The sequence below is a fragment of the Acaryochloris sp. CCMEE 5410 genome, from assembly GCF_000238775.2.
Classification (GTDB): Bacteria; Cyanobacteriota; Cyanobacteriia; order Thermosynechococcales; family Thermosynechococcaceae; genus Acaryochloris.
This window is the reverse complement of the sequence record NZ_AFEJ02000002.1, coordinates 1566344-1590772: the sequence shown is the minus strand read 5'-3', so window position 1 is coordinate 1590772 and position 24429 is coordinate 1566344. Positions and strand designations below refer to the sequence as shown.

Here is a 24429-nt window from a genome sequence, read left to right as displayed (position 1 = left end):
GTTATTGACCTACTCTGGTATGCGAACGATTTTTAGGGGAATTAATCTCAGTTTGGCCTTCTTGTCTTGCAGGCAGTAATCGGTTTAGCCCATTAATTGGCCCTGTCATCTGCTCTGAATGTAAATGTTGCTTTTACACCATTTCTTAGGGCAACTGGTGTTATGAAAGGGAGCGAATCACTATCCAGGGTTGAATGACTTCTGCTACCCATTGTTTTTTCAGCGGATCAGTGCGGGAATGATTCGGCGCTTTCACTAGAGCCATCACTTTTTCGATCTGTTGGAAATTAGCAGTCATATCGATAGCCTGCTGCAAAAAATGACGCAGGGCTCGGCGTTGTAATGCCAGGGGAGCAGATTGGAGGGTATCCCGATCAATATACCCCCAATATTGTTCTGTTTCAGATAAGACCGGAGGGGAACTAGGCAGGGAAATCGCCAATAGTTTCTGGGTTTCTGTTTCTAAAAAATCAACATCACCTTGCAAGATCTCTGCAGTATGAGCCAGGGTGGTTTCCACTTGAGGATTGAAATGGGTCTTAAGATGAGGGAGAACTTCTAGCCGAATGCGATTACGGCGATAGACAAGGTTTTGATTCATGGCATCCTGCCAGATCGGCAGATTTCTATGCTGACAAAATTCTCCGGTTTGGGCCCGCGTCACTTCGAGTAAAGGCCGCACGAGCATCACCCGATCTGAGAGAGGACGCTGCCAACTTAAGGCTTGTAAGCCATCTGTACCACTGCCTCGTATTAAGTTATAGAGCAAGGTCTCTGCCCGATCGCTGGCAGTATGGGCAGAGACAACCAGGGGATATGCTTCCTGTTGGGCAATTTCTGTCAGGATCTGATATCGCCATTGGCGTCCGGCGGCTTCGCTTCTGAGTTCCGTGGTGGCTTGGCGTAGGAAGTAGGGCAACTGATATTGGCGGGCAATTTGAGTAACATGGTGGGCGTTAGCATCAGAATCTAGAGGCCAGCGATGATCGCCATGGGCAATGGCGAGTTGCCAACCCCATTTGGGCTGTAGGTCAACTAAAAGCTGTAAGAGGCAAAATGAATCTTGTCCACCCGAAAGAGCGATTAAGATTCGCTGTTGCATGGGCAAAAGTTGCCGTACTTTCAGGATGTGGTGCAAATGAGCATGAAGCGGAGTCCAAGGAGCAGAATTAATCACGACAGGTCTCTAGGAGGAAGCTTGATTTTGGGGAAGACCTCATTTATTGCAGATAAACTTAAGGGTTGAAAGCATTTTTCTAAGGCTAGAGTAAAGTCTATTCACAACAATTTTTGGGAATGGAAACAAATACTAAGAAAAATAAGAATTTTGGGCTGATAGATACATCTTTTAACCGAAATGCCATACTTGGGAAGAAGAGCGTGTAAGCAAGATCACATCTTAAATCCTCAATCAGTTGTCGAACGGTTTAGCTTCCAAAACTTTCATGGTGGACTCACAAGATCATTACAGTGTGCTGCAGGTGTCTCCACAGGCGACTCCAGCAGATATCAAAACGGCTTTTCGTCGACTGGTTCGCCAGTATCATCCCGACTTAAATCCCAATAACCCTAGGGCTGCAGAGGTTTTCCAAAAAATATGTACGGCCTATGAAGTTCTGAGTAATCGTGATCAGCGGGTTATTTATGATCATAACGATGGTCCTCGATCTCCATTTGTTGAAGAACCTGGTTCTGTTGTTCTCCAAGATGCTCAACAGTATTTTATGCAAGGGGTACAGAAGGCAAATAGACGAAATTATGCCACTGCGATTGCCGATTTTACCCAAGCGATTCATCTCGATAAGCGTTATTTAGAAGCCTATATGGGGCGATGTCAAGCTCGGTTTGCCCTCGGCCATAATCGGGAAGTTTTGCAAGATTGTGATCATATTTTGAGCATTCAGCCCCAATCGGCTCAAGCCTTCTTTTTTCGAGGACGATCTTGCTATCGGTTAGGCCATTTAGATTTATCTATTGAATCCTATTCCCAAGCCATTGCCCTCGAAAAAGACTACGCCCAAGCGTTTTATCACCGAGGCATCGCTTATATCAAAGTGAAAGAGCGCTTGGCGATTCGTGATCTGCAAGCAGCTGCGAGTTTGTTCCGACAACAGGGGCATATTGGTCACTACCAACGGGCCATCGCCACCCTCAAAGATCTCAATCGCAAGCCCGCCAATATCCTCTTGAATCTGCCTCGAAATGGGGCAATTTTGGCAACTACTGCTTTGACGACTTTACCTCGCCTGCTGGTGAATCCCAGTGGTGCTGCCCTACAGGTGTGGCAAAGTCAGTTGCCGTATCAATCCATTGGTATTAGCTTGATTGGTGCGGGGCTGGCTATGGGCTGTGTGGTGGGAGGGAACCATCTCTTTGCCCCAGAAACCTGGACCGTGTCTGATTCCCAAGTGATGCTGCTTAGCTTAGTGGCTTTTTCTAGCCTAGTGTTAGCGGGCAGTCTTATTCGGCGGATGGTGGGAAAGGGTGGCAGCTGGTCTGGAGATTTGCTGGTTGCTGGGTCGGCCATGTTGCCCGTGGGCGTCTGGGCGATTCTTTGCGGCTTGGCGATGCAGCTCGGTCAAATTGAGTTGATTGCCTTGAGTCTGTTTGCTTCCAGTTTTGCCATTCTGGGCTTATACAGTGGCTACACCAAAATTGGCAAAATTGCGGAACCCATTGCAGCCCTGGCAGTCCCCACAATTGTGATGATTAGCTATGGGGTGACTGCCTTGCTGTATCGAGCATTGATGCTGCAATTGGTTTAAGTTTGAGGGTATTTTGAACGATCTACTGGAACGACTTAAAAGAACCAGCCATAGGAATGTAATCCTTTGCCTAATAGGTTGACTCCTAGATAACATACCCAGACGACAAAAAATCCCCCTGTAGCTAAATAGGCTGGGCGTCGCCCTTGCCACCCCCGAGTGATCCGGGCATGGAGGTAGGCAGCAAATACGAGCCAAGTAATTAAAGCCCAAGTTTCTTTGGGGTCCCAGCTCCAGGGTGCCCCCCAGGCTTCATTCGCCCATACAGCACCGGCAATAATTCCCACGGTTAATAGGGGAAATCCCAATCCAATCATGCGGTAACTCAGGTTATCTAAGGATTCTGCCAGGCTCATGCGGTTTAGAGAAAAAGAAGGCGCTTGAGGAGTAGAGACGGGAGTGAGCACAGCAGTGGCTTGAGCTGAACCCATCGATAATCCATCATCCAAGTTGCTGGCGGCAGAAGCGGCGGGGGCTTGAGGTTCTCGCTTGCGGAAGCTGCCGGTGCCAATCGAGCTGCCTTTGAGTTCTACGGGCTGACCAAAGGTCACGATTAAAAAGGCAATGGCTAATAAAGACCCCACAAGCAAGGCCGAGTAGCTCAGCATCATGACGCTGACATGCATCATCAGCCAATTCGATTTGAGGGCAGGCACCAAGGGCGCTGAGGATTGCATCTCATCAGGTAAAGATAGAGCTGCAAAGGCAGCGATCCCCATGGCCACGGGCGCAGTTGCAGCTCCGACCAATCGGCTCCGACTGAGCCATTCGGCTAAGAGATGAATGGTGGTGACACCCCAGGCTAAGAAGAATAAAGATTCATACAGGTTGCTAATGGGGAAATAGCCCCCTTCCATCCAACGAGCGCCGAGTAAGCAAGCCATACATAGATTCGCGATGGCCATTCCGGCGGTTCCCAAGGTGGGGAAAAACGGAATGTTGGGAAAGGCAAGTCCTCCCCAATAGACCAACATGGTTACAAACAAGACCGCGAAGGAAAGATTATCAAGCTTATTCTGGAGTAGGACCAGATCCATCATTTTTATCCTTTTCTATGAATCTTTGAGCCGTAGATATATATCCATTATCCTATCGAATGATGGAAAAGGGACTGTTGAAACCTAAAACTCAGTCTCGGCCAACGGCGACTGGACTTTTAAAAAGGCTATTTGGGCTGCGGCTTTCTCCGCTGCTTTGATAGAGTGCCCTTTCCCCACCCCCAATAATTCCTCTTGCAGCCAGACTTCGGCGGTAAAGCGGTCAGCCATCACGTCACTAGGATCCAGGGATGGAGGTGAAGTCTCTTGGACTCGATATTCGGGCAATTGTTGATAAACGGCCTGAGTCCATTGCTGGAGGGCCGCTTTATAGTTCTGATACGCGGGATCGATTCTGACCTGCTCTGCCTTTTTTCGCAAAGGATCTTGGAGCCAGGGCTGAATTAGCGAGAGGTCACCGGTGCTGAGATAAAGGGCCCCCAAGACGGCTTCAAACGCATCGGCTAGTCGAGAGTCTTGGCCTCGGCGATCCTTCAGGGTACTGGGACCTAGCAGTAGAAATCGATCCAGACCATAGTTAGCGGCTAGGGTCGCTAGGTGGCGATCGCTGACCAAGACGGAACGAATCGCAGACCATTCTCCCACGGATCCCTGAACGTTCTCTGCCTGTAAAAGAACAGCAGCTAAGAGACGGACAACGGCGTCGCCCACAAATTCTAATTGTTCATAATTGGCCTGCCCAGAGGCAGAGGGATGGGTCAGGGCCAGATCGAGAAGATCCCAGCGAATAGGGGCATTCCCAGGCAGCCCTAGTCGCAGGATCAATTTTTCGAGCTGTCGTTGTCGTTGAGGAGGGCAACTGGCCATTGATAGTGGAAGTAAAGATGAAGTTTAAAGCAAAGGGAATACCCCCTTAGAACAGAGGGAAGAGCAGGCGGTAAGCCGGGTTCTGTTCTCTTCCTCCACCTGGACATTTGCCCATGTTTGGTCGAAAGAGGGTAGTTATCTATCTGGGACGCCTGTTACCAGACGCCTCAAGCGGCGCTACAAACGAGAGCGGGGAAAAGACCAACCGTTGCCCTCTGCCTTGCTCTCCACCGGGGTTTACCGAGCCAACGCCTCTCGACGTTGCTGGTGCGCTCTTACCGCACCCTTGCACCCTTACCTGTGAATGTTTGGCTATCCTGTAGCGAAACAAGCCATCGGCGGTATGTTTCTGTGGCACTCTCCTCACGGTCACCCGCACTGGGCGTTACCCAGCAAGTCTGGCCTTTCGAGAGCCCGGACTTTCCTCAGACTTGCGATCGCAAGTCCGCAACCACCTACTCCTACTCTTCCCATCTTTTACCTAGTCTACATAGATATATGCCCATCGATCCGGACGGGTTAGCCCCCCAAGGTTTAACCCAGCTACTGAACGATCAACGATTTAAGCGACCTTGAGCTTGAGCGACATTGAATATGCACTTGAGAAAACCTTAAAAATAAAAGTGATTTTACGAGACTGCCCTTAGAGTTGTGATAATTGGTCTGTGCAAACTCGATCAGCAGTTCGGTATGCTCTTCACTCTTGGAGTTTTCCTAAGTGACTGTTAATATCCAACTGCTTTGTCATGGCCAAATTATTCTCTGGAGTAGGCTTGGTAGGCGCATATTTTAATGCTTGCCAGTATCCCCAGAGATAGTGCTCAGGACATGATGCTGGCAGCAGGATCAATGGACGACGGTCAATATCGATTTAACGCGACTGGTTACTAACGCCTATATATTTTGTTGGAGGCTGAGTACATGAGACCCAAACGATCTACTTCTATTTCCCAGCTAGCGATGGTGGTCACGTTGGGGGTCTCCTCGGCAATCCTTTTGCCGGAATCGGTTGGGCAACGGGTGCAAGCTCAGGAAGGGGCGACAACCATTCGCATCGACAATCTGACCCGCATGGCTCCGATTAATCAGGCGCTCAAGCAGCACTATGAAAATCAAACCCCGGATACGACGGTTGAGATTAAGCGCCAGCAGGCTGATGCTCCGCTCCAGGTCAAAGGTCAACAGGCTGATTTAGCGGCCATTAGCCGTCTCCTTACTGAGGAAGAGAAAGCACAGGGTTTAGTCCAAGTCCCCGTTACCCGGGAAAAAATTGCCATTGTGGTAGGCCAAGATAATCCCTTTGCCAAGGGGTTAACTATTGACCAAGTGGTAAAGATTTTTCGGGGAGAAATTACGAACTGGTCCGAATTGGGAGGACCCTCTGCCCCTATCCGTGTGATTCATCGTCCGATAGCCAGCAATCTTCAAAGTACGCTACAAACCTATGAATTATTCCGAGCCGCTAACTTTGAAGCGGGCGGTCAAATTGTGCAGTTAGATCAAGATGACGTTTCGGCGCTGATGGATGAATTGGGTAAGGATGGCATTAGCTATGCCCTTGCCAGCCAGATTGGCGAAGCTGAAGCGATTCGTCCCCTCTCCATGTACAACACTTTGCCGGATGATCCGCGCTATCCCTTTTCTCAGCCCTTTACCTATGTCTATCAAGGTACGCCCACTGCCTCGACTAAGACGTTTCTCGACTTTGTGGCCTCTGCTCCGGGACAAGATGCGATTGCTGAAGCGAAGACCCAACCTGCAATATCCGATGACGCCAGCGCCAATGGTTCATCGACGAAGGATTCTGCCCAGGACGGAAAAACAGATGCCAATGCTGGATCTGCGGATTATGCTCAATCAGGCAATCCCCCGTCGGCATCATCGGATGGTTCTAGTCCAGATGGTACGGACCCACCATCTGCGAGCACAGAGACGGCAGGAGACCCTCAAGATACGTCTGGCGGACTAGGGTGGCTACCCATAGCTCTTATGGTTTTGGTGTTGGGGGGACTCGTGGGTGGTGTATTGAAAACATTGCTGGCAAAATCTAAGCCAAAACCAGCACCGCGACCGGCCCCCAATTATGCTGAAAAAATAAGACCAACTCGGATTCAAGCGCCTGAAACAGCGTTACAAGAGCCCCCAACTCCATCCCCTTCAGGGCCAGTGGGTGAGGAAGGCGGTAGTCCTCTTTCCCCTGAAAATGTGGTGTTGGGGGCGGCGACGGCAGGGGCAGTTAACGAGATGGCTATGCCAGCTGAAACGAAGCTGCAAGGATCAGAAACTGAGCTGCAGATTCCTGAAATGGAACCAGAAGCCCCGGATGAGTGGGTGGATATTACGTCTCGGGAGTTACAGGCACAAACTCGCATTCAAAATCCTAAAACTGAACTGCAGGATACGCCGCCATCCCAGCGAGGCCCAAAGACTCAGCTCCAAGACCCAACGGCGACTCAGCTTCAAGTCCCTGACAGTGAAGATCTGGCAGCCGCACAGGACCTTGATTCAAGCCCAACCCAGCTATACGATCCATTGGATTCGAACCCGACTCAGCTCCAAGACCCAACGGCGACTCAGCTCCAAGACTTGAGTGCCACCCAACTGCAGGAGCCTAACCCAACTCAGCTCCAAGACTCGAGTCTGACACAGCTCCAAGATCTCAGCGCTACCCAATTGCAAGAACCAAATCCGACTCAACTTCAAGATTCCAGTTCAACTCAACTCCAAGACTCTAGTCCAACCCAGCTTCAGGAGCCTCAACAGGCTTGGATGGAAGCGGTAGATAATCCGTTTGGCATCGATTCGCCGCCGACTCAACTGCAAGATCCAAAACAAACTTGGATTCAAGATGATCAGCTATCCCCCGCGATGGATGCGCCTCAAACGTCAGATCCAAGGCAAACTTGGATACAAGACGAGGACTTTCCTGAAGGGATGAATCCCCAGATGTCTCAAACGCCGGATCCCAAAGAAACTTGGATTCAGGAAGAAGAGGAAGGCTGATCAAAGATTTTTTGTGCGAAAAGATTTAATGGAGTGGTTCTGAGCTATTTGTCCTTGGGATTGCCCCAATTGCTTACCGTTGGGAACTTCAGTTGCCGTTGCTTCGACAGGTAGGTGATAAAGGCTTTTTGGGTACTATCCATCTGGAGCGGGTTCTGATACTCTATCCAGAGTTAGAAACCGACTCAAACTGATAAATGTTCTGTTTTATAACCGAGAACAAAAAATCCACTTCAAAATCCAAAGGTTTAAGTTAATCTTGTAAAACTCAAGCTTCAACCTAGATCTGACTGATTTCTTTTTTTTAGTTTGGGAATAATACTTAAAGAGCATTCATCGTCATCAATCAGGGCGCTGGAGACAACCCCATGCATTACTTATCTCTTCATAGGTTGACGGCATTCGCTGCTGCTGCCATTCCATTTGCGACGACTTTACCTGCGATCGCAGTTGGAATACCCACTACAAATCCAGACCTATTAGAGAGTAAACGCAGCCCTCAAACCTTATTAGCCGCTACCTTTGGAAAAACAGCTGTTCCCCAAAATAAATTTATTGCGGTTGCAGTCCCCCGCGATCGAGGCTACTACAATCTGCTGATCCTGGAGCAAATTTCTAGCAGCAAAAAATGTTGGAAAGAGCATGGATCGAGTCCAACGGAAATTGAACCCCTGTTGCTCCAGTTCGACTTTACGGGAATTTGTGGTCGCAGCACCGATAGCAATGGCTACTCTATTCGTCAGGCAGGTAGAGATCTAGGGTTAAATTACCAATTGACGTTGCAGAAACAAGGGGATGAGCTGTTGTTGCTAGGTATGCCTAGTTCTCGCCGGTTAGGAGAACCCATGGTCATCGGTAGGACCGGAGGCATGAGTTCTGGCTTGCTCAAAATTCATTTAAATTCGGGCTGGCAGTTTGCTAAACGGACCTACAATGGCAAAACCCTAGGCCATGTTTATCTCAATACGGAGCAAGCACAGCCGGCTGTTTTTGCAGGACGGCGCTTATCTCCTCCCCCGCGATCATCCGCGAGGAGGGAGCCTATTGTGCCCCCTTCCCCTGAGAGAGCCGTCGATATTCCTGTTCCTTCTCGGACTGCATCAGCCTCACGGTCAGGCTTTCTCTATCGCGTTGTCGTTGAGCCTTATGATAGTCAGCAAAAGTCTCGCATCAAATCAATAGTGCCAGATGCATTTCAATCCAACTACCAAGGTCGTTCGGTGATGCAGGTCGGCTTGTTCAATAGCCGCTCCAAAGTCGATAACATCGTCAAGTTGTTGAAGCGCAATGACTTGAGGCCAGAGGTGATTGAAAATGGGCCGTCTCGAATTGCTGCCGTCCCTCCTTCTTCAATTGCTAGTCGTGGTGTAGATATTCCGGTTCCTTCCCCATCCGCTGACAGTGGGCGTCGGTTTCAATCAGCTGCCCGCCAGTCTAGTACCCTGTATCGGGTGGTTGTTAGACCTCGCAATACCAAACAAAAATCTAAAATTAAGTCTCTGGTCCCCGATGCCTTTCGATCCTCCCATAAGGGGCGGTCCGTGATGCAAGTGGGGTTATTTGACAGTCGCTCCAAACTGGAACGCATGGTTAAGCTGATGGAACGAAATGGTTTAAAGCCTGAGGTCATCAAAGATAGTCGGCGTCGTCTCGCCCTAAGAACTGTGCCTGCTCTGGTAGGTGTGCTCCCGGTACCAGGTTCTCGAATTCCCATAGGTCGAGCAGATAAAGGCTCTGATATCTATAATCTTCGAGCGGGTTTACCCCCTGCACCCCCCTCCTCCACGATTGCATTGGGACCGCGATATCGAGTCGTCGTGTCAGCCTTTAACTCCCGTCAAAAAAGTAAGCTTAAAGGGTTGGTTCCCGGTGCATTTCGATCTTCCTACAAAGGACGATCCGTGATGCAAGTGGGGTCATTTGCCTCTGTGCGAGAAGCGCAAGATAGAATGCAACTGATCCAACGTCACGGGATGAACCCGATTCTGGAGAAAACTCAGTAACTCCGACGCCATTACAAAGGAGAATGCGGTTGTCTAGATTACACAAAATTGCTTTGTTGCTATTGGCTGCCTTTGTTAGCCTCGCTCTTTATAGTCAACCGGTTTGGGCAGAAACCCCGAAATCCCCTCCAGCAGAAGTGGGTCAATCTATCCAACCCTATCTGGACCGTGTCAAGGATAAGGTGACAACATTCCGGCTCAAAAATGGCCTGAAGTTTATTGTTCTAGAAAGACATCAGGCACCTGTTGTTGCGTTGCATACTTATGCAGATGTGGGTGGTTCTGATGAACCAGTGGGACAAACGGGGGTTGCCCATTATCTAGAACATTTAGCGTTCAAAGGCACTCGCCGGATTGGTGCGACAGACTATGAGTCTGAAGAGCCACTTTTAGAGCAGCAAGACAAACTCTTTGACCAAATCCAAGCGGCTAAAGCAAAAAAAGATGAGCAAGCTGTCCAATCCTTAACCCAAGAATTTGCTGAAGTTTCCAAGCAAGCCGGGGAACTGGTCAAGCAAAATGAGATGGGCCAAATTATCAATCAAGAAGGGGGAGTGGGCCTTAATGCCACGACCTCTTCAGATGCGACTCGCTATTTCTATAGTTTGCCTGCCAATAAGCTGGAACTCTGGATGTCTTTGGAATCAGAGCGCTTCTTAGAGCCTGTTTTTCGGGAGTTCTATAAGGAAAAAGAAGTCATCTTAGAAGAACGGCGGCTACGCACGGATAATTCCCCCATCGGCAAAATGGTGGAAGTCTTCTTAGGCGAAGCCTTTGATATCCACCCTTATCTGCAGCCGGTGATTGGCTATGAAAAAGATCTTCGCAATTTAACTCGCCAGAATGTTCAAGACTTCTTTGATACCTACTATGGCCCTGGTAATTTAACTATTGCCGTTGTGGGAGATGTGAATCCCAAAGAGGTGAAGAAGCTTGCGAAAACTTATTTTGGCCGCTTCAAGTCGCGATCGCAGCCGCCTAAAGTCACGGAGGTAGAACCTCCACAGCAGAAAACAAAGTCTGTCACTCTGGAGCTAAAGTCCCAACCTTGGTATCTAGAAGGCTATCATCGTCCGGCCATTAGCGATCCAGATCATGTCATCTATGAACTGATTGCTAGCTTGCTGAGTGATGGCCGCACATCTCGGCTTTATAAGTCCTTAGTGGAATCGCAGAAGATTGCCTTGAGTGCCGAAGGCTTTAGTGGCTTCCCTGGGGACAAATATCCGAACCTGATGTTGTTCTACGCGTTAACAGCCCCTGGACATACGGTAGATGAAGTCGCTACTGCGTTGAATGCTGAGTTGGCAAAACTCAAAACGGAATTGGTGGATATTCAAGACTTGGATCGTCTGAAAACCCAGGCTCGGGCTAGCCTATTGCGATCGCTAGATTCGAATAGCGGTATGGCAAGGCTGCTGACAGAGTATGAAGTCAAAACTGGAGATTGGCGCAATCTATTTAGTGAACTTGAAAAGATTGAATCAGTTACTCCAGAAGATGTTCAGCGCATTGCCCAAGCGACCTTTAAGCCTGAAAATCGCACCGTGGGCTATATCTTGTCCAAGGGGAAATAAAGGCGAGTATTTCAGTTCAGCATTTGTTGGAGCGTTTGAGCTTGCGTAAAACCAGGTGTGATGGCTAGAGCTGCCTGAACCTCCTGCTGTGCAGCATCTAGCTTGCCTTGCCGTTTGAGGATAATGGCTAAATTGTAGTGGGCCAAGGTGTGGATGCTAGCAGGTTGTTCGGGGCGTTCTGGTAAAGATAAGACCTGTTTGAATACAGTACTGGCTTCATCCAGTTGATTGGCTTCAATCAACGCTAACCCCATATTGGTATAAGGGCGGTCGTAAGTGGGGTCAAGTTGGATCGCCTGTTCGTAGGTTTTTATCGCTTCGTCTAATTCGAGCTGTAGATGTAGGCTTAGCCCTAAATTGAAATAGGCCTCGGCCGACTGAGGTTGATCTTGCACAATCTGACGTAGATGAATTTCAGCTTGATTATATTGCCCTGCCTTGAGCTCCTGCTTGGCTTGGTCTAGCGAGATCTGTGTAGCCTGACTCTGTCCTAACCCAGGGATGGGCCATAAACTGCTGATTAGCAAAAAGAGAATGACCGACTTGGCATGGGAACGTTGCATGAATTCACCTGAGACTGGTGTATGGCAGGGGAATGCTCGATGCTAGATTAGCCATTCATCACTCTCCACGTCTCTCAGCTCAGGCCAACCCTGATGAGAATCAGATAAGCCTCGACGTCCGTTTGCCTTGCTCACCTAATTAATCCTCATTGCTATGCCTTATGGTTAGACATGCTACTACGTACCAATACCAATACGGGTCGCTAAACTTGGAGAAAGCGGCATAAGGATGGCCACCATGATAAATAAAGCCGCTAATCCTAATGCTGCTCGGGTATCATCTGGTTCCGTAAGCTCATTAAGGCTGGGACGTTCTAAATCTCGCTGAAGGAGCAAAATAATGATGGCCCAATACAAGGCAATGGGGTTGGCGATGGCAATCAGAGCCAGTATCACAAGGGTAATCCAGGTGCTTAAACGCGCAATTTTTCGTCCATAGATGGCTTGAATAATCCGTCCTCCATCTAAAGAGCCAGCAGGCATTAAATTCAGGGCTGTTATAACTAGGCCAATCCAGCCTACACCGACTAAGGGATGAACCAAGATGCTGGAGACTTGCAAGGTATCTCCCAAGAACAGACGCGCTAACATCCCCACTAAAATCGACCCTCTCAGAAACGAAATATCAAGGGGTAAGATAGGGCTGGACGGGGACAAAATTAATCCCAAAATAAGCAATGTGAGAGAAAATAAACCCCCAGCAGCCGGGCCAGAAAAGGCGATATCAAATAAGCTTTGGCGATTAGGAAGTAGAGATTCAAACCGATTAAAGACACCAAAAGAACCAATTTGTAGGGCTGGAAAAGGGAAGGGCCAACTTAAACGCACCTGATAGCGTTGGGCACTAATCTGATGGCCAACTTCATGGGCGACTAACACGCCCACTAATCCTAAGCCGATAGGGAGTGCTTCTGATAACCGCTCGGGTTGTTCAACGAGGTTGAAAGACAATAAAAAGGCACTTGTAATAAGGCAGGATCCAATGGTAGCTAAACTGAGAATGGTTGCAAACAGCTTTTGGGTCCACCCACCGACTTTTGGATCGTTGCGTCGCGGTAAGACAATGACGATGGGTTTTTCGTCCGTATTCTCGACCAGAAATAAACGATACTGCTCTGGCAATCTTGATTCGAGTTGTTGGGTTAACTCGGAATGAACGGTGGGGGCATCTCCTCTCAAATTTCCCTGAATAATCACCCCATCTTGATAGGGAATGGTTTCTGTGGCAAAAAAAGTGTCAATGCCAAAGATTCCCTGGATGGCTTTGAGATCGTCTGCTGAAATGGGAGGCGGGGCAATTGTCGTTGGGGAACCTCAAGGGCTGAGACTCGGGGGCTTTGCTATCAGTAGTAGGATTATCTGGGTTAGGGGCTGTTGCTGATTCTGTGGAAGAGCGATCTGGGGTGTTTGGGGGACGAACCTGCTGGGAGTCTTGATTGGCTAAAGAGCGTAATCGTCGGCCTAGGATGATATAGAGGCTAACAGACAAGACGACCATCAACAGAACGCTCGCTAGATTGAGGGTAATCCCCAAACTAAGCAGACCAAACATGAGCAGCCAGGGTCCCATAAGGACCAGGGATTGAAACCAGGCTAAAACGCCAATTTGTCCCATGGGACGGGCGCGTTGATAGCCGACTCCGAGAATTACAAAAGCGGCCAAAAAAAGTAAGCCAGTCATAGGTGCTGTTGGGTGAATGATGTGAGCAGCGTGGCAGATGGATCGAGCATCGCTCTACGGGTTAGGAAGGGGCTTGTAATGTCGTTTTGGACACGATGCGGGTTTTTTTGCGATCGCTATCCGACAGCTCTTCTCCTGCCTGTAGACGAGTGGCGCTGCCTTGTAAGATTGTGGCAGCATTTTCATCCCCCATTTGCAAGGCAGTAGTTGCGGCCATTTGCAGCATGGTTGCTGCACCCGCACGATCGCCTTCCTGCAGCTTTGTTTCTGCAATTTGCGTCTGACGATATTTGGCTAACGCCAAAATATTTTTCTGAACGTCTGGGTTCGAAGAGGGTTGATAACTTTCCGTCACCTCAATTTCAACCGGGATTTTCTCGGAGAGCAGATCCGTTTGTTCCAACGCAGGATTGTCATAGCGGACCTGAAGGGTAGCAATAGTCTGTCGACCTGATGGGAGCTGGTCAATATAAAGATTGGCTAGTACCGTCCGTTGCATTTGGGTCATCAGATCTCCGATCCGAATAATGGCCAACTCGCCTTCCTCTGTAATTGGTAGCTCTACGGTCTCGGGGGTGACTTGAGCTACAGGTTTGAGATTCGCCAGCCGGACCCCGGGGTTTAGGGAAATTAAGAAATGGGCATTGGTTAAGCTGACGGTCTCAATGCGGGTAAACAGGCTATTGAACACATCTACGGCATTCTCTGGCTTTTCGATAAAGGAGAGGCTTCCTCCCCCAGAATCCGCGATGCCTTCCAGGACATCTTCATTCCAATGACTGCCAAAGCCTAGGGTATTGAGTGTTATGTTATACCCTGCTGCTAGCTCAGCAAACTGTTGACAGCGCTGATTATCGCCATGTTCATTTTCACCATCTGTGAGCAGAAAAGCTTGGGAAATCGTGCCTTGTTTACCGACCGCTAACTCTTCAATCCCTAGCTTCATACCATCATCAATGGCAGTGCCCCCTTTAGGCTCAAGCCTTTGGATCAGGGCTTTAATTTGCTCGGGGTCTTCCACGAGTTGATTGGGCACCAGGACTTTGGCGTGGTGATCAAAGGCTACGACAGCAATGCGATCGCCAGGATTGAGTCGATCGATCAGGCTTTGGGCCGCTTCTTTGACCGTTGTTAACGGACGGCCCGTCATTGAGCCACTGTGATCCAATATCAGACAGAGGTTCAAGGGCGCGTTGCGAGTGCCATTGTTCAATCCCGTGTCGTGAATGGCAGACACAGCAATGGATAATTGCCGTTGTTGCGTTCCTTGGGATGCATCAAGTTGGTCATCGTTTAGGGCCAGACTGAGGCTGACGTTCATGGTTGGTTTCTCGTAATGCAGAATGTGGGTTGCTTCTTGGAATTGGGTTTAGTCTAGCGATTTTTGCCAACTCTAACTCAGTACTACATGAACCCTTTACATCTTTATCCTAAGTTTTTGCAACTCGAACTGGTGGGGCTCAAGCATCTCGGTAAAAAGACTTTGATGACAGGGTTTATCCTTTGGTCTAGAAAAATATAAGCTGCAGTAAAGAAAGGATAATAAACACGGATTTAAGCGTTAGATGGATCTTCTATGCCTAATTCTCGCTGTAATAATTCAATGGATTGTGGATCGATGTAATTGCGACAGCACACCAGCTTAGGGAGACGAATTAGATCTGGTTCTGCTGCAATAACTGCGGCTTTTAAGGGATCAAAACTGGCTTGATCGCAAATAATGGTTTGAGCATGGCGGATAACGGCATTGAGTTTGTAGGTATCCTTACACTCAGCACTCATGACGTAAATATCTTCCCCCCGAAGGCTATAAATCATGACTTCAGCAACCCCTAAGGTGCCAGGGCTGAGACTGACTAACCCCAGACGACTGCCTTCGGGTAAGGCTTTAATCAGCTCAAGTTCCTCCGAGTAGTCATAAATGTCGATGGGGATAATGCGAAAAGCTTTGGGGTCTTTGTGTTTGGACTGCACATCGGCCAAAATTTCTTCGGCTTGGGTGGCAAAATAGCGAACCGTCAGCACCGTCGCTGCTTTACGGATTTTTAAGTCCGTGGCTAGCTCTTCTAGGGCCACTAACTGAATGGTGATCGATAAGGCTTGCTGAAGCTCCTGCACCATAATTTCACCCGCCCCCCAGTCATGCTTAGGGACGGTGACTATGACGCGGGTGCTGGCCCGCAGACGCTCAGTGATGGCATTGAGAAATAGTTCTTCTACCTGTTTGAGGGTGTAGCCTCGTTGAAGAAAGCCGTCTAAACTTTGCTCAATCAGTTCAGGAACCGGAGTGGCCGTTTCTTCTTCCGTGATCGGTAAGGATTCCTGGCCTAAGGCTCGAACATAAATCCCAGATCCCACTTGGGCTTCTACAAAGCCCGCATTTTCGAGGCGTTCATAGACTTTGCTGATCGTATTGCGATGAAGCCCCGTTTGCATGGCCAGCTGTCGAGTACTGGGGAGTCGGTAGCCAGGGGCGAACTGCCGAGATGCGATCGCAAAGCAGACTTGGTTAAATAACTGCGTCGAGGCCGGAATCTCGCTATCCGGCTGAATTTTAAACTGGACCATCATAGGCCAAGGGCAATGTGAAAGCAGCAATCCCTCTATCATATGAGCTGAAGAGAAGGATTGACAGACTTAAATCAGTTCTTTCTGCAAGAGTTCAGTTGCCAAGCCTATCAATTCTCATCGTCAAATCCCTTCCCAAACCCCAGATATTTCGAGACACTAGACATGGCGTAATCCAGGGGAAAAGAAGTGTAGTGGTAGAAACTCAAGCCCAATCGGTGACCCTTCATACTGGAGATATCCCCATAGAAGCCTATGTGGCCAAACCGATCGGCGCGGGGACCTGGCCAGGTATTGTTGTCTTTCAAGAAGTATTTGGGGTCAATGAGCACATCCGATCTGTTACGGATCGGATCGCTCAGCTGGGCTATGTGGCGATTGCCCCTGCCCTTTACCAACGCCAAGCTCCAGGATTTGAAGTGGGGTATAGTCCTGCTGATTTAGAACTAGGAAGAACGTATAAAAATCAAACGACCGCTGCTGACTTGTTAAGTGATACCCGAGCTACGTTGGTTTATCTCCAGCAACAAGAACCGGTTCAATCATCTTTTGGCACCATTGGATTCTGTTTTGGTGGACATGTCGCCTATTTAGCAGCGACTTTGCCAGAGATTCAGGCGACAGCATCCTTCTATGGGGCGGGTATCACCATGATGACACCAGGAGGGGGAGCGCCGACGCTATCCTTAACCCCTCAAATTTCAGGGGTGCTCTATGCTTTTTTTGGCACTGAGGACCCTTTGATTCCACCTACGGATGTGGCGCAAATTCAGGCTGAGTTGCAAGCACACCAGATCCGTCATCAAGTGTTTATGTACCCTGCCGACCATGGTTTCTTCTGTGATCAGCGGGCCAGCTATCAGCCTGAAGCGGCAGCTCAGAGTTGGCTCCAGGTTCAACAGCTTTTCAAGCAGTATTTATAAGGCTGTGTCCAACCGTCATTCAGAACTTTCATTCGGGTCTAAGGAAAGCTGCTTGGCCGATGAGGCGGAAGAGCGGCGACGACGGCGACGAGTGGACGTGCGAGCGGGGTCAGCTGGTTTCTCTTCGGTCGGTTCAGGTGTGGCAACCAAGACGGGTTCAACTTGAGTCTCTTCCGGTTTGGTTGTGTCAACATCATCCGCATCGGCTTTGGTGTCTTTGGCAACGACTAGTTCTTTGGTGATAACTTTGGTTGCTGTTGTATCAGGCGTAGATGGGGTCTCCCCTGGTGCGAGGATTTCCACAATGGCTGATTTAGGTTTTTTTATCTCTCCTGGGAATAGGACCGTCGGTGAAATGCCCATAAAAGCGTAGATATCTTGTTCTTCAGGAGTCATGGTCACTGAGATGACTTCTGGGGGCATTTCTTGACGCTGACGAGTACTGGAGCGACCCCGAGACCGTTCATTTCCTCCGCTCTTGCTAGAGCTTGAGCCATTGGTATCGCTCGTGCTTTTAATGGGTTTAGAATCGGAGGCAGACCCATTACGAACTAAACGAGGACTGAGGGATTCACGGGACAAATTATCCCCTAATCGAGACCGGCGTCGGCGTCGACGATTGCCTCGTTCTTGGTAGCTAGGATGATTGGTTAAATCAAGCTCTTGTAGGTCATCCGATGGATCGAGAGGTATCTGATCATTTAAGTTCGCCGAGATGCCGGGTAGAGGAACACCGGATGTACTGGTGAGTGAAGGTTTGGAGGGTTCAGACCATTCCACTTCACCGACGGTTGGTGCCGCTTCACCGGGCAGATGGACCAGATGTCCAAGACCACTGCAGGCAGGGCAAGGAGTCCCAAATAGCTCGTAAATATTTTGTCCCTGTCGTTTGCGAGTTAGTTCGACTAAGCCTAATTCGGTTAGTTGAGCAATTTGAGGGCGAGCTTTGTCAGCTTTGAGGGCTTTGTTGAAATGTTCTAGGACTTGTAGCTGATCGCGGCGAGAGTCCATATCGATGAAGTCGATAATAATCACACCAGCGATGTTCCGTAATCGCAGCTGACGAGCGATTTCTGCAGCAGCCTCGCAGTTGGTCCACAAAACAGTCTCTCGGGCGGTAGCGGAGCGAGTGAAAGAGCCGGAGTTGACGTCAACAACAGTGAGGGCTTCCGTTTTCTCAATAATGATATATCCACCAGATGGTAGGTCAACCCTGGGCTTTAAGGCTTCTCGGATGGCCGCATTAACGCGGAAATATTCCAGGATGGAGGTGGATTCACGATGCTGATCCACCAGCACCCCTTGGGGCAATTTATCGGTATTGTTCCAGTTGACTAGATGCTGTTTGACCCGTTTTAGCCCTGGGGTAGAGTCCACGACAATTCGATTGACGTTACTGCTATAGACGTCCCGGAGAACTCTTTGGATAAAGTCTGTATCTCGATCGAGTAGGGCAGGGGCTCGAGTTGAAGCGGCTTGCTGCTGGACACTTTCCCATTGTCGCTGCAGGAGTTCCAAATCTTCAATGATGGCTTCTTCTGCGACCCCTTCGGCTTCCGTGCGAACCAACAGGCCCATACCTGCAGGCTTAATTAAAATACCGAGAGCCCGTAAACGACTTCGTTCGTCTTCTGCGCGGATGCGACGAGAAAGGTTGACCCCCCGCCCTGAAGGCATAAGGACTAGATAGCGACCGGGTAAAGATATATTCCCCGTGAGCCGTGGACCTTTAGTCCCTGTGGGCTCCTTCATGATTTGGACTAATACTTTTTGCTGGGGGGCAAGCAGCTCGGTAATTGCACCAGAATTACGCTTTAATCGCACCGGACCCAAGTCGCTGACATGAATAAATCCATTGCGTTCAGCATCGCCAATGTTCACAAAGGCAGCATCAATGCCAGGTAATACATTCTCAACGATACCTAGATAGATGTCTCCTACCTGATGACTGCCGGTAGCAACGATGAGTTCTTGGATTTGATCTTCTGAAAATACGGCAGCGATCCGATGCTGCTCGGCAATGATAATTTGCTTGGGCATTCAAATTCCTCAAAGAAACTGAGCCAGCAGACAACACGTTTCATGTCTGGGCTTAACTCGTAATAACAAAAGGGATTGTGGGGCTTGGACGTTCAAAAGTGGGGGAAGGCAAACTGAATGTATATTGGAAACTAATCGTAGATTTGTTACCTAAAAATGGAAAGATTTTTTGAGAAGATTTTAGATCTTCTCGCAAGGGTAGGGTGATTCTGGCTATTTCAGGAATAAAGTGGCGAGAATCTTTACAAAGAGCCTGGCGAGACCGACAGGATTGAACCTTAAATTGGTGTAAATACTGACCGGGATATCCTCGCATCAACGGTAGGTTTACAGCCTGGTAGATTAACCATGCATCACTTCGTTAAAAAAGCTTGAACATGGGAAATCTAGCCGTACCGAAGTCGAGATAGCTCCTGTTGAGAAGCATTATAGCGTGGAGTCTCGGTTATGCTCACGCTAGCCTATGGGATTTTGACAAGGGAGACTGATTAAACCAGTGTCAAGCAGCATAGGATTAATGCTTCTGTCCATTCTACGATGGCACCGTAAACATCACCAGTCATCCCTTTAAATTGGTAATAAAACCAGTAGCTGATGCCAAGGGATAGGCTGCTTGCCATTAGGATACCCCCCAAAACGGATGGCCATGCTAAGGGAAACCCATAATATTGGCAGACTGAGATCGCAAATAAACCCATGGCACTAGGCCATAGATCCCCTAGCCCCTGAAAAGCGTTGGTGTGAAAGGCATTATTCCCCTCAGGTTTGAGATAAGGAAAGATGGCAATAGCCATTACCTGAGCGATGCGTCCCCAGACTAGAGCAGTCATTAGGGCGGGCAGGTGCGCAATCGAGAGGTTACTTAATGCACAGACCTTAAGAAGAATCACCAAGGTACCAGCCATGACCCCAAAGGCGCCGGTTCGACTATCAGACATGACCATGAGACGCCGTTCGGGTTCCATCACGGCAAGGCCATCGGCGGTATCCATGACGCCATCAAGGTGGAGACCCCCGGTGAGACCTATCCATAGGGCGACGACTAAAGCACTACGAGTTAGGTTAGGCATATGCCCTAGGGCAAGACCATAGTCGAGGGTGCCGATACCCATTCCCAAGAGCAAACCGATCCAAGGGGCCCAACGGGCAATGCGCTCAAATTCTAAGGGCCAGCTAGGGGGGAGGGGAATACAGCTGTAAAATGCGATCGCACCCCCGATTTGCTTCAAAATATGTTTCATTTGTGCCAGAGAAAAAGAAAGAAAGAGCGATGAATTCTGATGCTAACCCCCTTACATCTATCTAGAGCTGATGGTGGAATAGAGTAGCCAGACCGGTTATTTCTAGGGTTGAGAGATTGATGGGGGGATTTTAAAGCGGGGTTTAAGCCTATTAATGTTGTTCTAAAACAAAGATTTTTGTTGAATTTTTATCCAGAACATAGATTATTTAAAGACATTGCGTTAAATTAAGTCCCAAGTTGCATGGATCTGGTGAGCATAGAGCAGAGCCAATCAGTATTTTTTTCAGCAAGAGGGGCGTTTTGTGGCTAAACAAATTTCAGAAATTCGTCCTTCTGTTGATCCACGATCGTCTCAAGTCCTTCCTTCCAAACTGAGCAAAGCTAAAGATCGACCCCTCAATCTGGACCCGATACCTGAGTCGACGGATAGTCTCCGTAAAAAGTTAAAAGATAAACGACGTCAGCAGAAGCAGCAAGAAAAGCAAAGAAAACAAGCCCTTCGGCAAAAATCAAAACGCCGTAACCGTCCTCGTCAAACTGCTGCCCCTGCCCCGGATTCTCAATCGTCAGACAAAGCGTTAGTAAAGGCTTTAGCCCTACCTTCTCCTGTAGAAACGGTACCGGTGTGCCGACGTCCCAAAAAGGTGGTTCGTCGCTCAACCTCATCCCGATGGCGACCGTTAAAACGCCTCGGAATTTTGTTAGGGGTAACTGGCGTGGCTTGTGCAGGGGGGTGGGTTGCCCTCGAGCTGAATCTGCCGGATACAACCCATATGGACATTGAAACCCAGGTCCGTGCCGGGACGCTCACTCTGAAGTCTGCAGATGGTTCTATCCTGTTTCAAGATGGACCGGCGAGTCATAAAAAGGTCAAGATCGATCAAATACCTCAGCAATTGCAGCAGGCCTTTATTGCCACGGAAGATCGACGGTTTTTTGAGCATGATGGGATTGATGGCCAGGGTATTTTACGGGCCATGGTCACCAATGTGTTGTCCGGGGAGCTAGCAGAGGGGGGAAGTACGATTACCCAACAGCTAGCACGGATGACGTATCTCAATCAAGAACGGTCGATTCTTCGGAAGCTGAAGGAAGCCCGCTTATCCCAAAAAATTGAAGATAAACTCTCTAAGACCCAAATCTTCGAACGATACCTTAATCAGGTTTACCTGGGGAGTGGGGCCTATGGGGTTGCTGATGCCGCGTGGGTCTATTTTGGCAAGTCGTTGGATCAGCTTAATTTGCAGGAAAGTGCGACTCTGGCAGGATTACCTGCAGCTCCGAGCTTGTACTCTCCATTAAGCAATCCTCAAGTGGCGAAGGAACGACGGAATTTAGTGCTTGAGCGGATGGTTCGAGCAGAGGTGATTACGCCTGAAATGGCTGCGAAAGCCAAAAAAAGCCCCATTGATTTAAATCCAAAAGTGCCCCCCAATGCCCAAGACCACAGCCCATACTTTACGGCATACCTTCAACAGCAACTGCCAGAACTTGTATCGGAGGAAGTGCTGAAACAGGGAGGATTAGAAATTCAAACGACTCTGAACTTAAAGTGGCAAAAAGCAGCTGCCTCAACCATCAAAGATGCGGTGTACCACGATGGTTATTCCCAGCGGTTTGATCAGGCGGCTTTAGTTTCCATTGATCCCCGCAATGGTGAAATCAAGACAATGGTGGGCGGTAACGCATTTGAACAATCTCAATTTAACCGGGTGACGCAATCCCGACGGCAGCCTGGATCGACCTTCAAAGCGTTTGTATACACGGCTGCGATCGCATCAGGATTCTCTCCCCATGACGGCTTTCCAGATGCTCCCTTTATGGTGGATGGCTATCAACCCAATAATTATGGCCATGTCTATAAGGGCTGGATATCCATGAACCAGGCACTGACCAAGTCTGCGAATATCCCTGCAGTACGGGTCTTTATGGCCGTTGGCTTTGAACCCACCATTAAGCTGGCCCGAGAATTGGGCATTCAATCTCCCTTAAAGCCCTATTACTCCACAGCGTTAGGGGCGAATGAAGTCAGCTTATTGGAATTGACCCGAGCCTACGGTACCCTTGCTGCCCAAGGCTATCGAACCCAGCCCTATGGGATTCGCTCCATTCGCAATCGTCAGGGTAAGGTCCTGTTCCAATATAAAACGGCCAAGCAGCGCGTCCTTGATTCATCCTCATCAGCCATTATGACTTGGATGTTGCAACAGGTTGTCACGACCGGAACGGGCAAGCCGGCCCAAATTGGTCGTCCCGTTGCCGGTAAGACGGGTACCTCTGAACATAATCGGGATTTATGGTTTGTCGGGTATATTCCGCAGCTGGTAACTGGGGTCTGGTTGGGAAATGATGATAACTACCCCACCACTGGGAGTAGTGCAACTGCTGCAGCGACTTGGGGCAACTTTATGAAGCAGGCAGTCAAAGATATCCCTGCCCAGCCTTTCCCCGCCTTGCCGAAATTGGCAGGACGCAAGGGCAGCATTAAACCTCAGCCTGTTAAGCCGAAACAGATCAGGAATTTGCCCATGCCCCAGCAGGAAGAGCCTGCGGCAGATCCAGCCGCACAGGAGACGGTAGACTGAATCTCTAAAATCTATCCCTATTGCCTGTTTCAATTGGGTGCGATGTAATTGCACCCGATCTGGCATTAAGTAGAGGCAGAGATCTCAGAACGGTTAGAGCTACGACGCTTGTTCAGTACTGGCTTGGCTTTCCGGCTACTGCGGCCACCATTCTTATTCTTAGAAGACCAGTCATCAAGGTTGGCCGTAATGGCAGGATAGCGGTCGAAGGCCATTTGCAGCGCAGCTGCAGCGATGGTTTGAGTATCATAGTCTTCACCCAGTTGAGAAACAGTGGGCAAGAAAGAAGCCAAACGCTCTCCTGTTAGGATACTGTGTAGCTCTTCGGTTAGTTTTTCTAACCGCCGTCCTTCAATGGCTGAGCGGGTTGGAGTGGGCAAGGTCGGGATTTCTTGCCGAATATGCTGCTCAATTTCATGCAACTTCCAACGATCAAGGGCATGAACCAAGGAAATGGCGGTCCCTTCGTTGCCTGCACGTCCGGTCCGACCAATGCGGTGAACGTAACTTTCTACACTATCGGGTGGCTCATAGTTGATCACGTGGCTCAAATCGTCAACGTGTAATCCACGGGCAGCAATATCTGTCGCCACCACCCAACGGATGCGTCGTTGGCGGAATCGATCCAACAGTCGCTCTCGTTGGCTTTGGCTAAGGTCGCCGTGATATTCATCGGCGCTGTAGCCTGCAGTTTGTAGCTGCTGAGTGAGGGTGGCCGCTTCCCGGCGGGTACGAACGAAAATAATAGCTGATTCCGGATCTTCCAGTTCCAGAACCGCCTGTAAGACCGTAGAACGCGCCCATGTTCGAGGAATCCGATAGGCCACTTGATTAATTCGAGTCGGAGCGGCTTTCGGTTGCTCGACAGTAACAGTAACGGGATCATTTAGAAACTGTTTTGACAGCTTGTAAATTTCTGGGGCCATGGTGGCAGAGAAAAAGGCTGTTTTGCGATCGCCAGGAACCCGCTCCAGAATTTTTCTAACATCGGGGATAAAACCCATGTTCAGCATTTCGTCCGCTTCGTCGAGGACAAACCAGCTGAGCTGGTCCAGGACGATTTCACCACGGCTTAGTAAGTCTAAAACTCGGCCAGGGGTACCGACAATCAACTGTGCGCCACGACGGAGCTGAGAAATTTGTCGGTCAATGGATTGGCCCCCGTAGATAGCAACGACCCGCAGGGCACCATCTGCTTTGAATTGGTAAATAGCTTCACTGACTTGAACGGCTAACTCCCGAGTCGGTGTCAAGATCAGAGCTTGAGGGGTTTTAACCGTAGGATCCAGCTGCTCTAGGATGGGAAGTGAGAAAGCGGCAGTTTTACCTGTTCCCGTTTGGGCTTGGCCGATAATGTCGCGGCCAGCTAGCAAGTGGGGAATGGCTTCTGCTTGAATTTGAGTGGGGGTGGTAAAACCAAGCGCTTCTAAACAATCAACACGAGTTTGTGAAAGACCAAGTTGACTAAACGTAAGGGTCATGAACTCTCCTAGAGGTTAATACGGGCTACTGCCGCTCGTGCAGATAAACATCTACCGAGCAATCACCGCAGCATCTGAATCATGACTATCAGTGTCTGCTCGTCAAATATGAAGTTAGGCGGTCTACACCAC

15 protein-coding genes, 1 other RNA gene and 1 pseudogene are annotated in these 24429 nt (G+C 49.2%); 6 read left to right on the top strand and 11 right to left on the bottom strand.

Translation table 11 applies throughout. The features are described 5' to 3' along the window. Positions 1-160: 160 nt before the first annotated feature. Complete coding sequence (tilS, locus tag ON05_RS28175; protein ID WP_029315411.1) at positions 161-1177, bottom strand: tRNA lysidine(34) synthetase TilS; 1017 nt, start codon at positions 1175-1177, stop codon at positions 161-163. Between the two features lie 268 nt (positions 1178-1445). Here tilS and ON05_RS28170 point away from each other — a divergent pair, with 268 nt between their 5' ends. After that, on the top strand, positions 1446-2765 hold the full coding sequence (locus ON05_RS28170) for a DnaJ domain-containing protein (RefSeq protein ID WP_010476715.1): 1320 nt from the start codon (positions 1446-1448) through the stop codon (positions 2763-2765). Positions 2766-2800: 35 nt separating this feature from the next. On the opposite strand, the gene ccsB is transcribed toward ON05_RS28170, so the two are convergent. The 3 genes from ccsB to rnpB form a co-directional block, all read right to left on the bottom strand. Then, the gene (gene ccsB, locus ON05_RS28165) at positions 2801-3802 is read right to left on the bottom strand and encodes a c-type cytochrome biogenesis protein CcsB (RefSeq protein WP_010476714.1); all 1002 of its coding nucleotides are present in this window, start codon (positions 3800-3802) and stop codon (positions 2801-2803) included. An 84-nt stretch (positions 3803-3886) separates the two neighbouring features. Beyond that, positions 3887-4630 carry a ribonuclease III family protein gene (locus ON05_RS28160; protein ID WP_010476713.1) on the bottom strand — a complete coding sequence of 248 codons (744 nt, stop codon included), beginning with the start codon at positions 4628-4630 and terminating at the stop codon, positions 3887-3889. Between the two features lie 55 nt (positions 4631-4685). After that, positions 4686-5099: RNase P RNA component class A (rnpB, locus tag ON05_RS28155), an RNA gene on the bottom strand. Positions 5100-5551: 452 nt separating this feature from the next. Between rnpB and ON05_RS28150 the strand changes: the two genes are divergently transcribed. From ON05_RS28150 to ON05_RS28140, 3 genes are all read left to right on the top strand, one after another. Further along, positions 5552-7633 carry a substrate-binding domain-containing protein gene (locus ON05_RS28150; protein ID WP_010476711.1) on the top strand — a complete coding sequence of 694 codons (2082 nt, stop codon included), beginning with the start codon at positions 5552-5554 and terminating at the stop codon, positions 7631-7633. Between the two features lie 368 nt (positions 7634-8001). Beyond that, entirely contained in the window at positions 8002-9636 is a 1635-nt protein-coding gene (locus ON05_RS28145; RefSeq protein WP_010476709.1) for a DUF3747 domain-containing protein, read from the top strand. Positions 9637-9659: 23 nt separating this feature from the next. Beyond that, positions 9660-11213 carry a pitrilysin family protein gene (locus tag ON05_RS28140; protein WP_039781132.1) on the top strand — a complete coding sequence of 518 codons (1554 nt, stop codon included), beginning with the start codon at positions 9660-9662 and terminating at the stop codon, positions 11211-11213. Positions 11214-11224: 11 nt separating this feature from the next. Here the strand turns inward: ON05_RS28140 and ON05_RS28135 are convergent, their stop codons facing one another. From ON05_RS28135 to ON05_RS28115, 4 genes and pseudogenes are all read right to left on the bottom strand, one after another. Further along, on the bottom strand, positions 11225-11776 hold the full coding sequence (locus tag ON05_RS28135; protein ID WP_010476706.1) for a tetratricopeptide repeat protein: 552 nt from the start codon (positions 11774-11776) through the stop codon (positions 11225-11227). A gap of 177 nt (positions 11777-11953) precedes the next feature. Then, positions 11954-13457, bottom strand: a pseudogene (locus ON05_RS28130) (site-2 protease family protein). Between the two features lie 61 nt (positions 13458-13518). Continuing rightward, positions 13519-14778, bottom strand: a complete 1260-nt coding sequence (locus ON05_RS28120) for a VWA domain-containing protein (protein ID WP_010476704.1) — start codon at positions 14776-14778, stop codon at positions 13519-13521. Positions 14779-15011: 233 nt separating this feature from the next. After that, on the bottom strand, positions 15012-16028 hold the full coding sequence (locus tag ON05_RS28115; protein WP_010476703.1) for a GntR family transcriptional regulator: 1017 nt from the start codon (positions 16026-16028) through the stop codon (positions 15012-15014). Between the two features lie 191 nt (positions 16029-16219). Between ON05_RS28115 and ON05_RS28110 the strand changes: the two genes are divergently transcribed. Then, on the top strand, positions 16220-16948 hold the full coding sequence (locus ON05_RS28110) for a dienelactone hydrolase family protein (protein ID WP_010476702.1): 729 nt from the start codon (positions 16220-16222) through the stop codon (positions 16946-16948). Positions 16949-16963: 15 nt separating this feature from the next. On the opposite strand, the gene ON05_RS28105 is transcribed toward ON05_RS28110, so the two are convergent. Together ON05_RS28105 and cobS are read right to left on the bottom strand one after the other, a co-directional pair. Then, positions 16964-18988 (bottom strand): Rne/Rng family ribonuclease, encoded by a 2025-nt coding sequence (locus ON05_RS28105; protein ID WP_010476701.1) that lies wholly within the window; start codon positions 18986-18988, stop codon positions 16964-16966. Between the two features lie 488 nt (positions 18989-19476). Next, the gene (gene cobS / locus ON05_RS28100; protein WP_010476698.1) at positions 19477-20229 is read right to left on the bottom strand and encodes an adenosylcobinamide-GDP ribazoletransferase; all 753 of its coding nucleotides are present in this window, start codon (positions 20227-20229) and stop codon (positions 19477-19479) included. A gap of 304 nt (positions 20230-20533) precedes the next feature. Between cobS and ON05_RS28095 the strand changes: the two genes are divergently transcribed. After that, positions 20534-22816, top strand: a complete 2283-nt coding sequence (locus ON05_RS28095; protein ID WP_010476697.1) for a transglycosylase domain-containing protein — start codon at positions 20534-20536, stop codon at positions 22814-22816. Between the two features lie 65 nt (positions 22817-22881). Here ON05_RS28095 and ON05_RS28090 read toward each other — a convergent pair whose 3' ends face one another. Continuing rightward, positions 22882-24297 (bottom strand): DEAD/DEAH box helicase, encoded by a 1416-nt coding sequence (locus ON05_RS28090; RefSeq protein ID WP_010476696.1) that lies wholly within the window; start codon positions 24295-24297, stop codon positions 22882-22884. Between the last annotated feature and the right edge of the window lie 132 nt (positions 24298-24429).

Coding starts and splice junctions, on each gene's coding strand:
- ON05_RS28170 (WP_010476715.1), top strand. CDS start 1,446: ATGGTGGACTCACAAGATCATTACAGTGTGCTGCAGGTGTCTCCACAG.
- ccsB (WP_010476714.1), bottom strand. CDS start 3,802: ATGGATCTGGTCCTACTCCAGAATAAGCTTGATAATCTTTCCTTCGCG.
- ON05_RS28160 (WP_010476713.1), bottom strand. CDS start 4,630: ATGGCCAGTTGCCCTCCTCAACGACAACGACAGCTCGAAAAATTGATC.
- ON05_RS28150 (WP_010476711.1), top strand. CDS start 5,552: ATGAGACCCAAACGATCTACTTCTATTTCCCAGCTAGCGATGGTGGTC.
- ON05_RS28145 (WP_010476709.1), top strand. CDS start 8,002: ATGCATTACTTATCTCTTCATAGGTTGACGGCATTCGCTGCTGCTGCC.
- ON05_RS28140 (WP_039781132.1), top strand. CDS start 9,660: ATGCGGTTGTCTAGATTACACAAAATTGCTTTGTTGCTATTGGCTGCC.
- ON05_RS28135 (WP_010476706.1), bottom strand. CDS start 11,776: ATGCAACGTTCCCATGCCAAGTCGGTCATTCTCTTTTTGCTAATCAGC.
- ON05_RS28120 (WP_010476704.1), bottom strand. CDS start 14,778: ATGAACGTCAGCCTCAGTCTGGCCCTAAACGATGACCAACTTGATGCA.
- ON05_RS28115 (WP_010476703.1), bottom strand. CDS start 16,028: ATGATGGTCCAGTTTAAAATTCAGCCGGATAGCGAGATTCCGGCCTCG.
- ON05_RS28105 (WP_010476701.1), bottom strand. CDS start 18,988: ATGCCCAAGCAAATTATCATTGCCGAGCAGCATCGGATCGCTGCCGTA.
- cobS (WP_010476698.1), bottom strand. CDS start 20,229: ATGAAACATATTTTGAAGCAAATCGGGGGTGCGATCGCATTTTACAGC.
- ON05_RS28090 (WP_010476696.1), bottom strand. CDS start 24,297: ATGACCCTTACGTTTAGTCAACTTGGTCTTTCACAAACTCGTGTTGAT.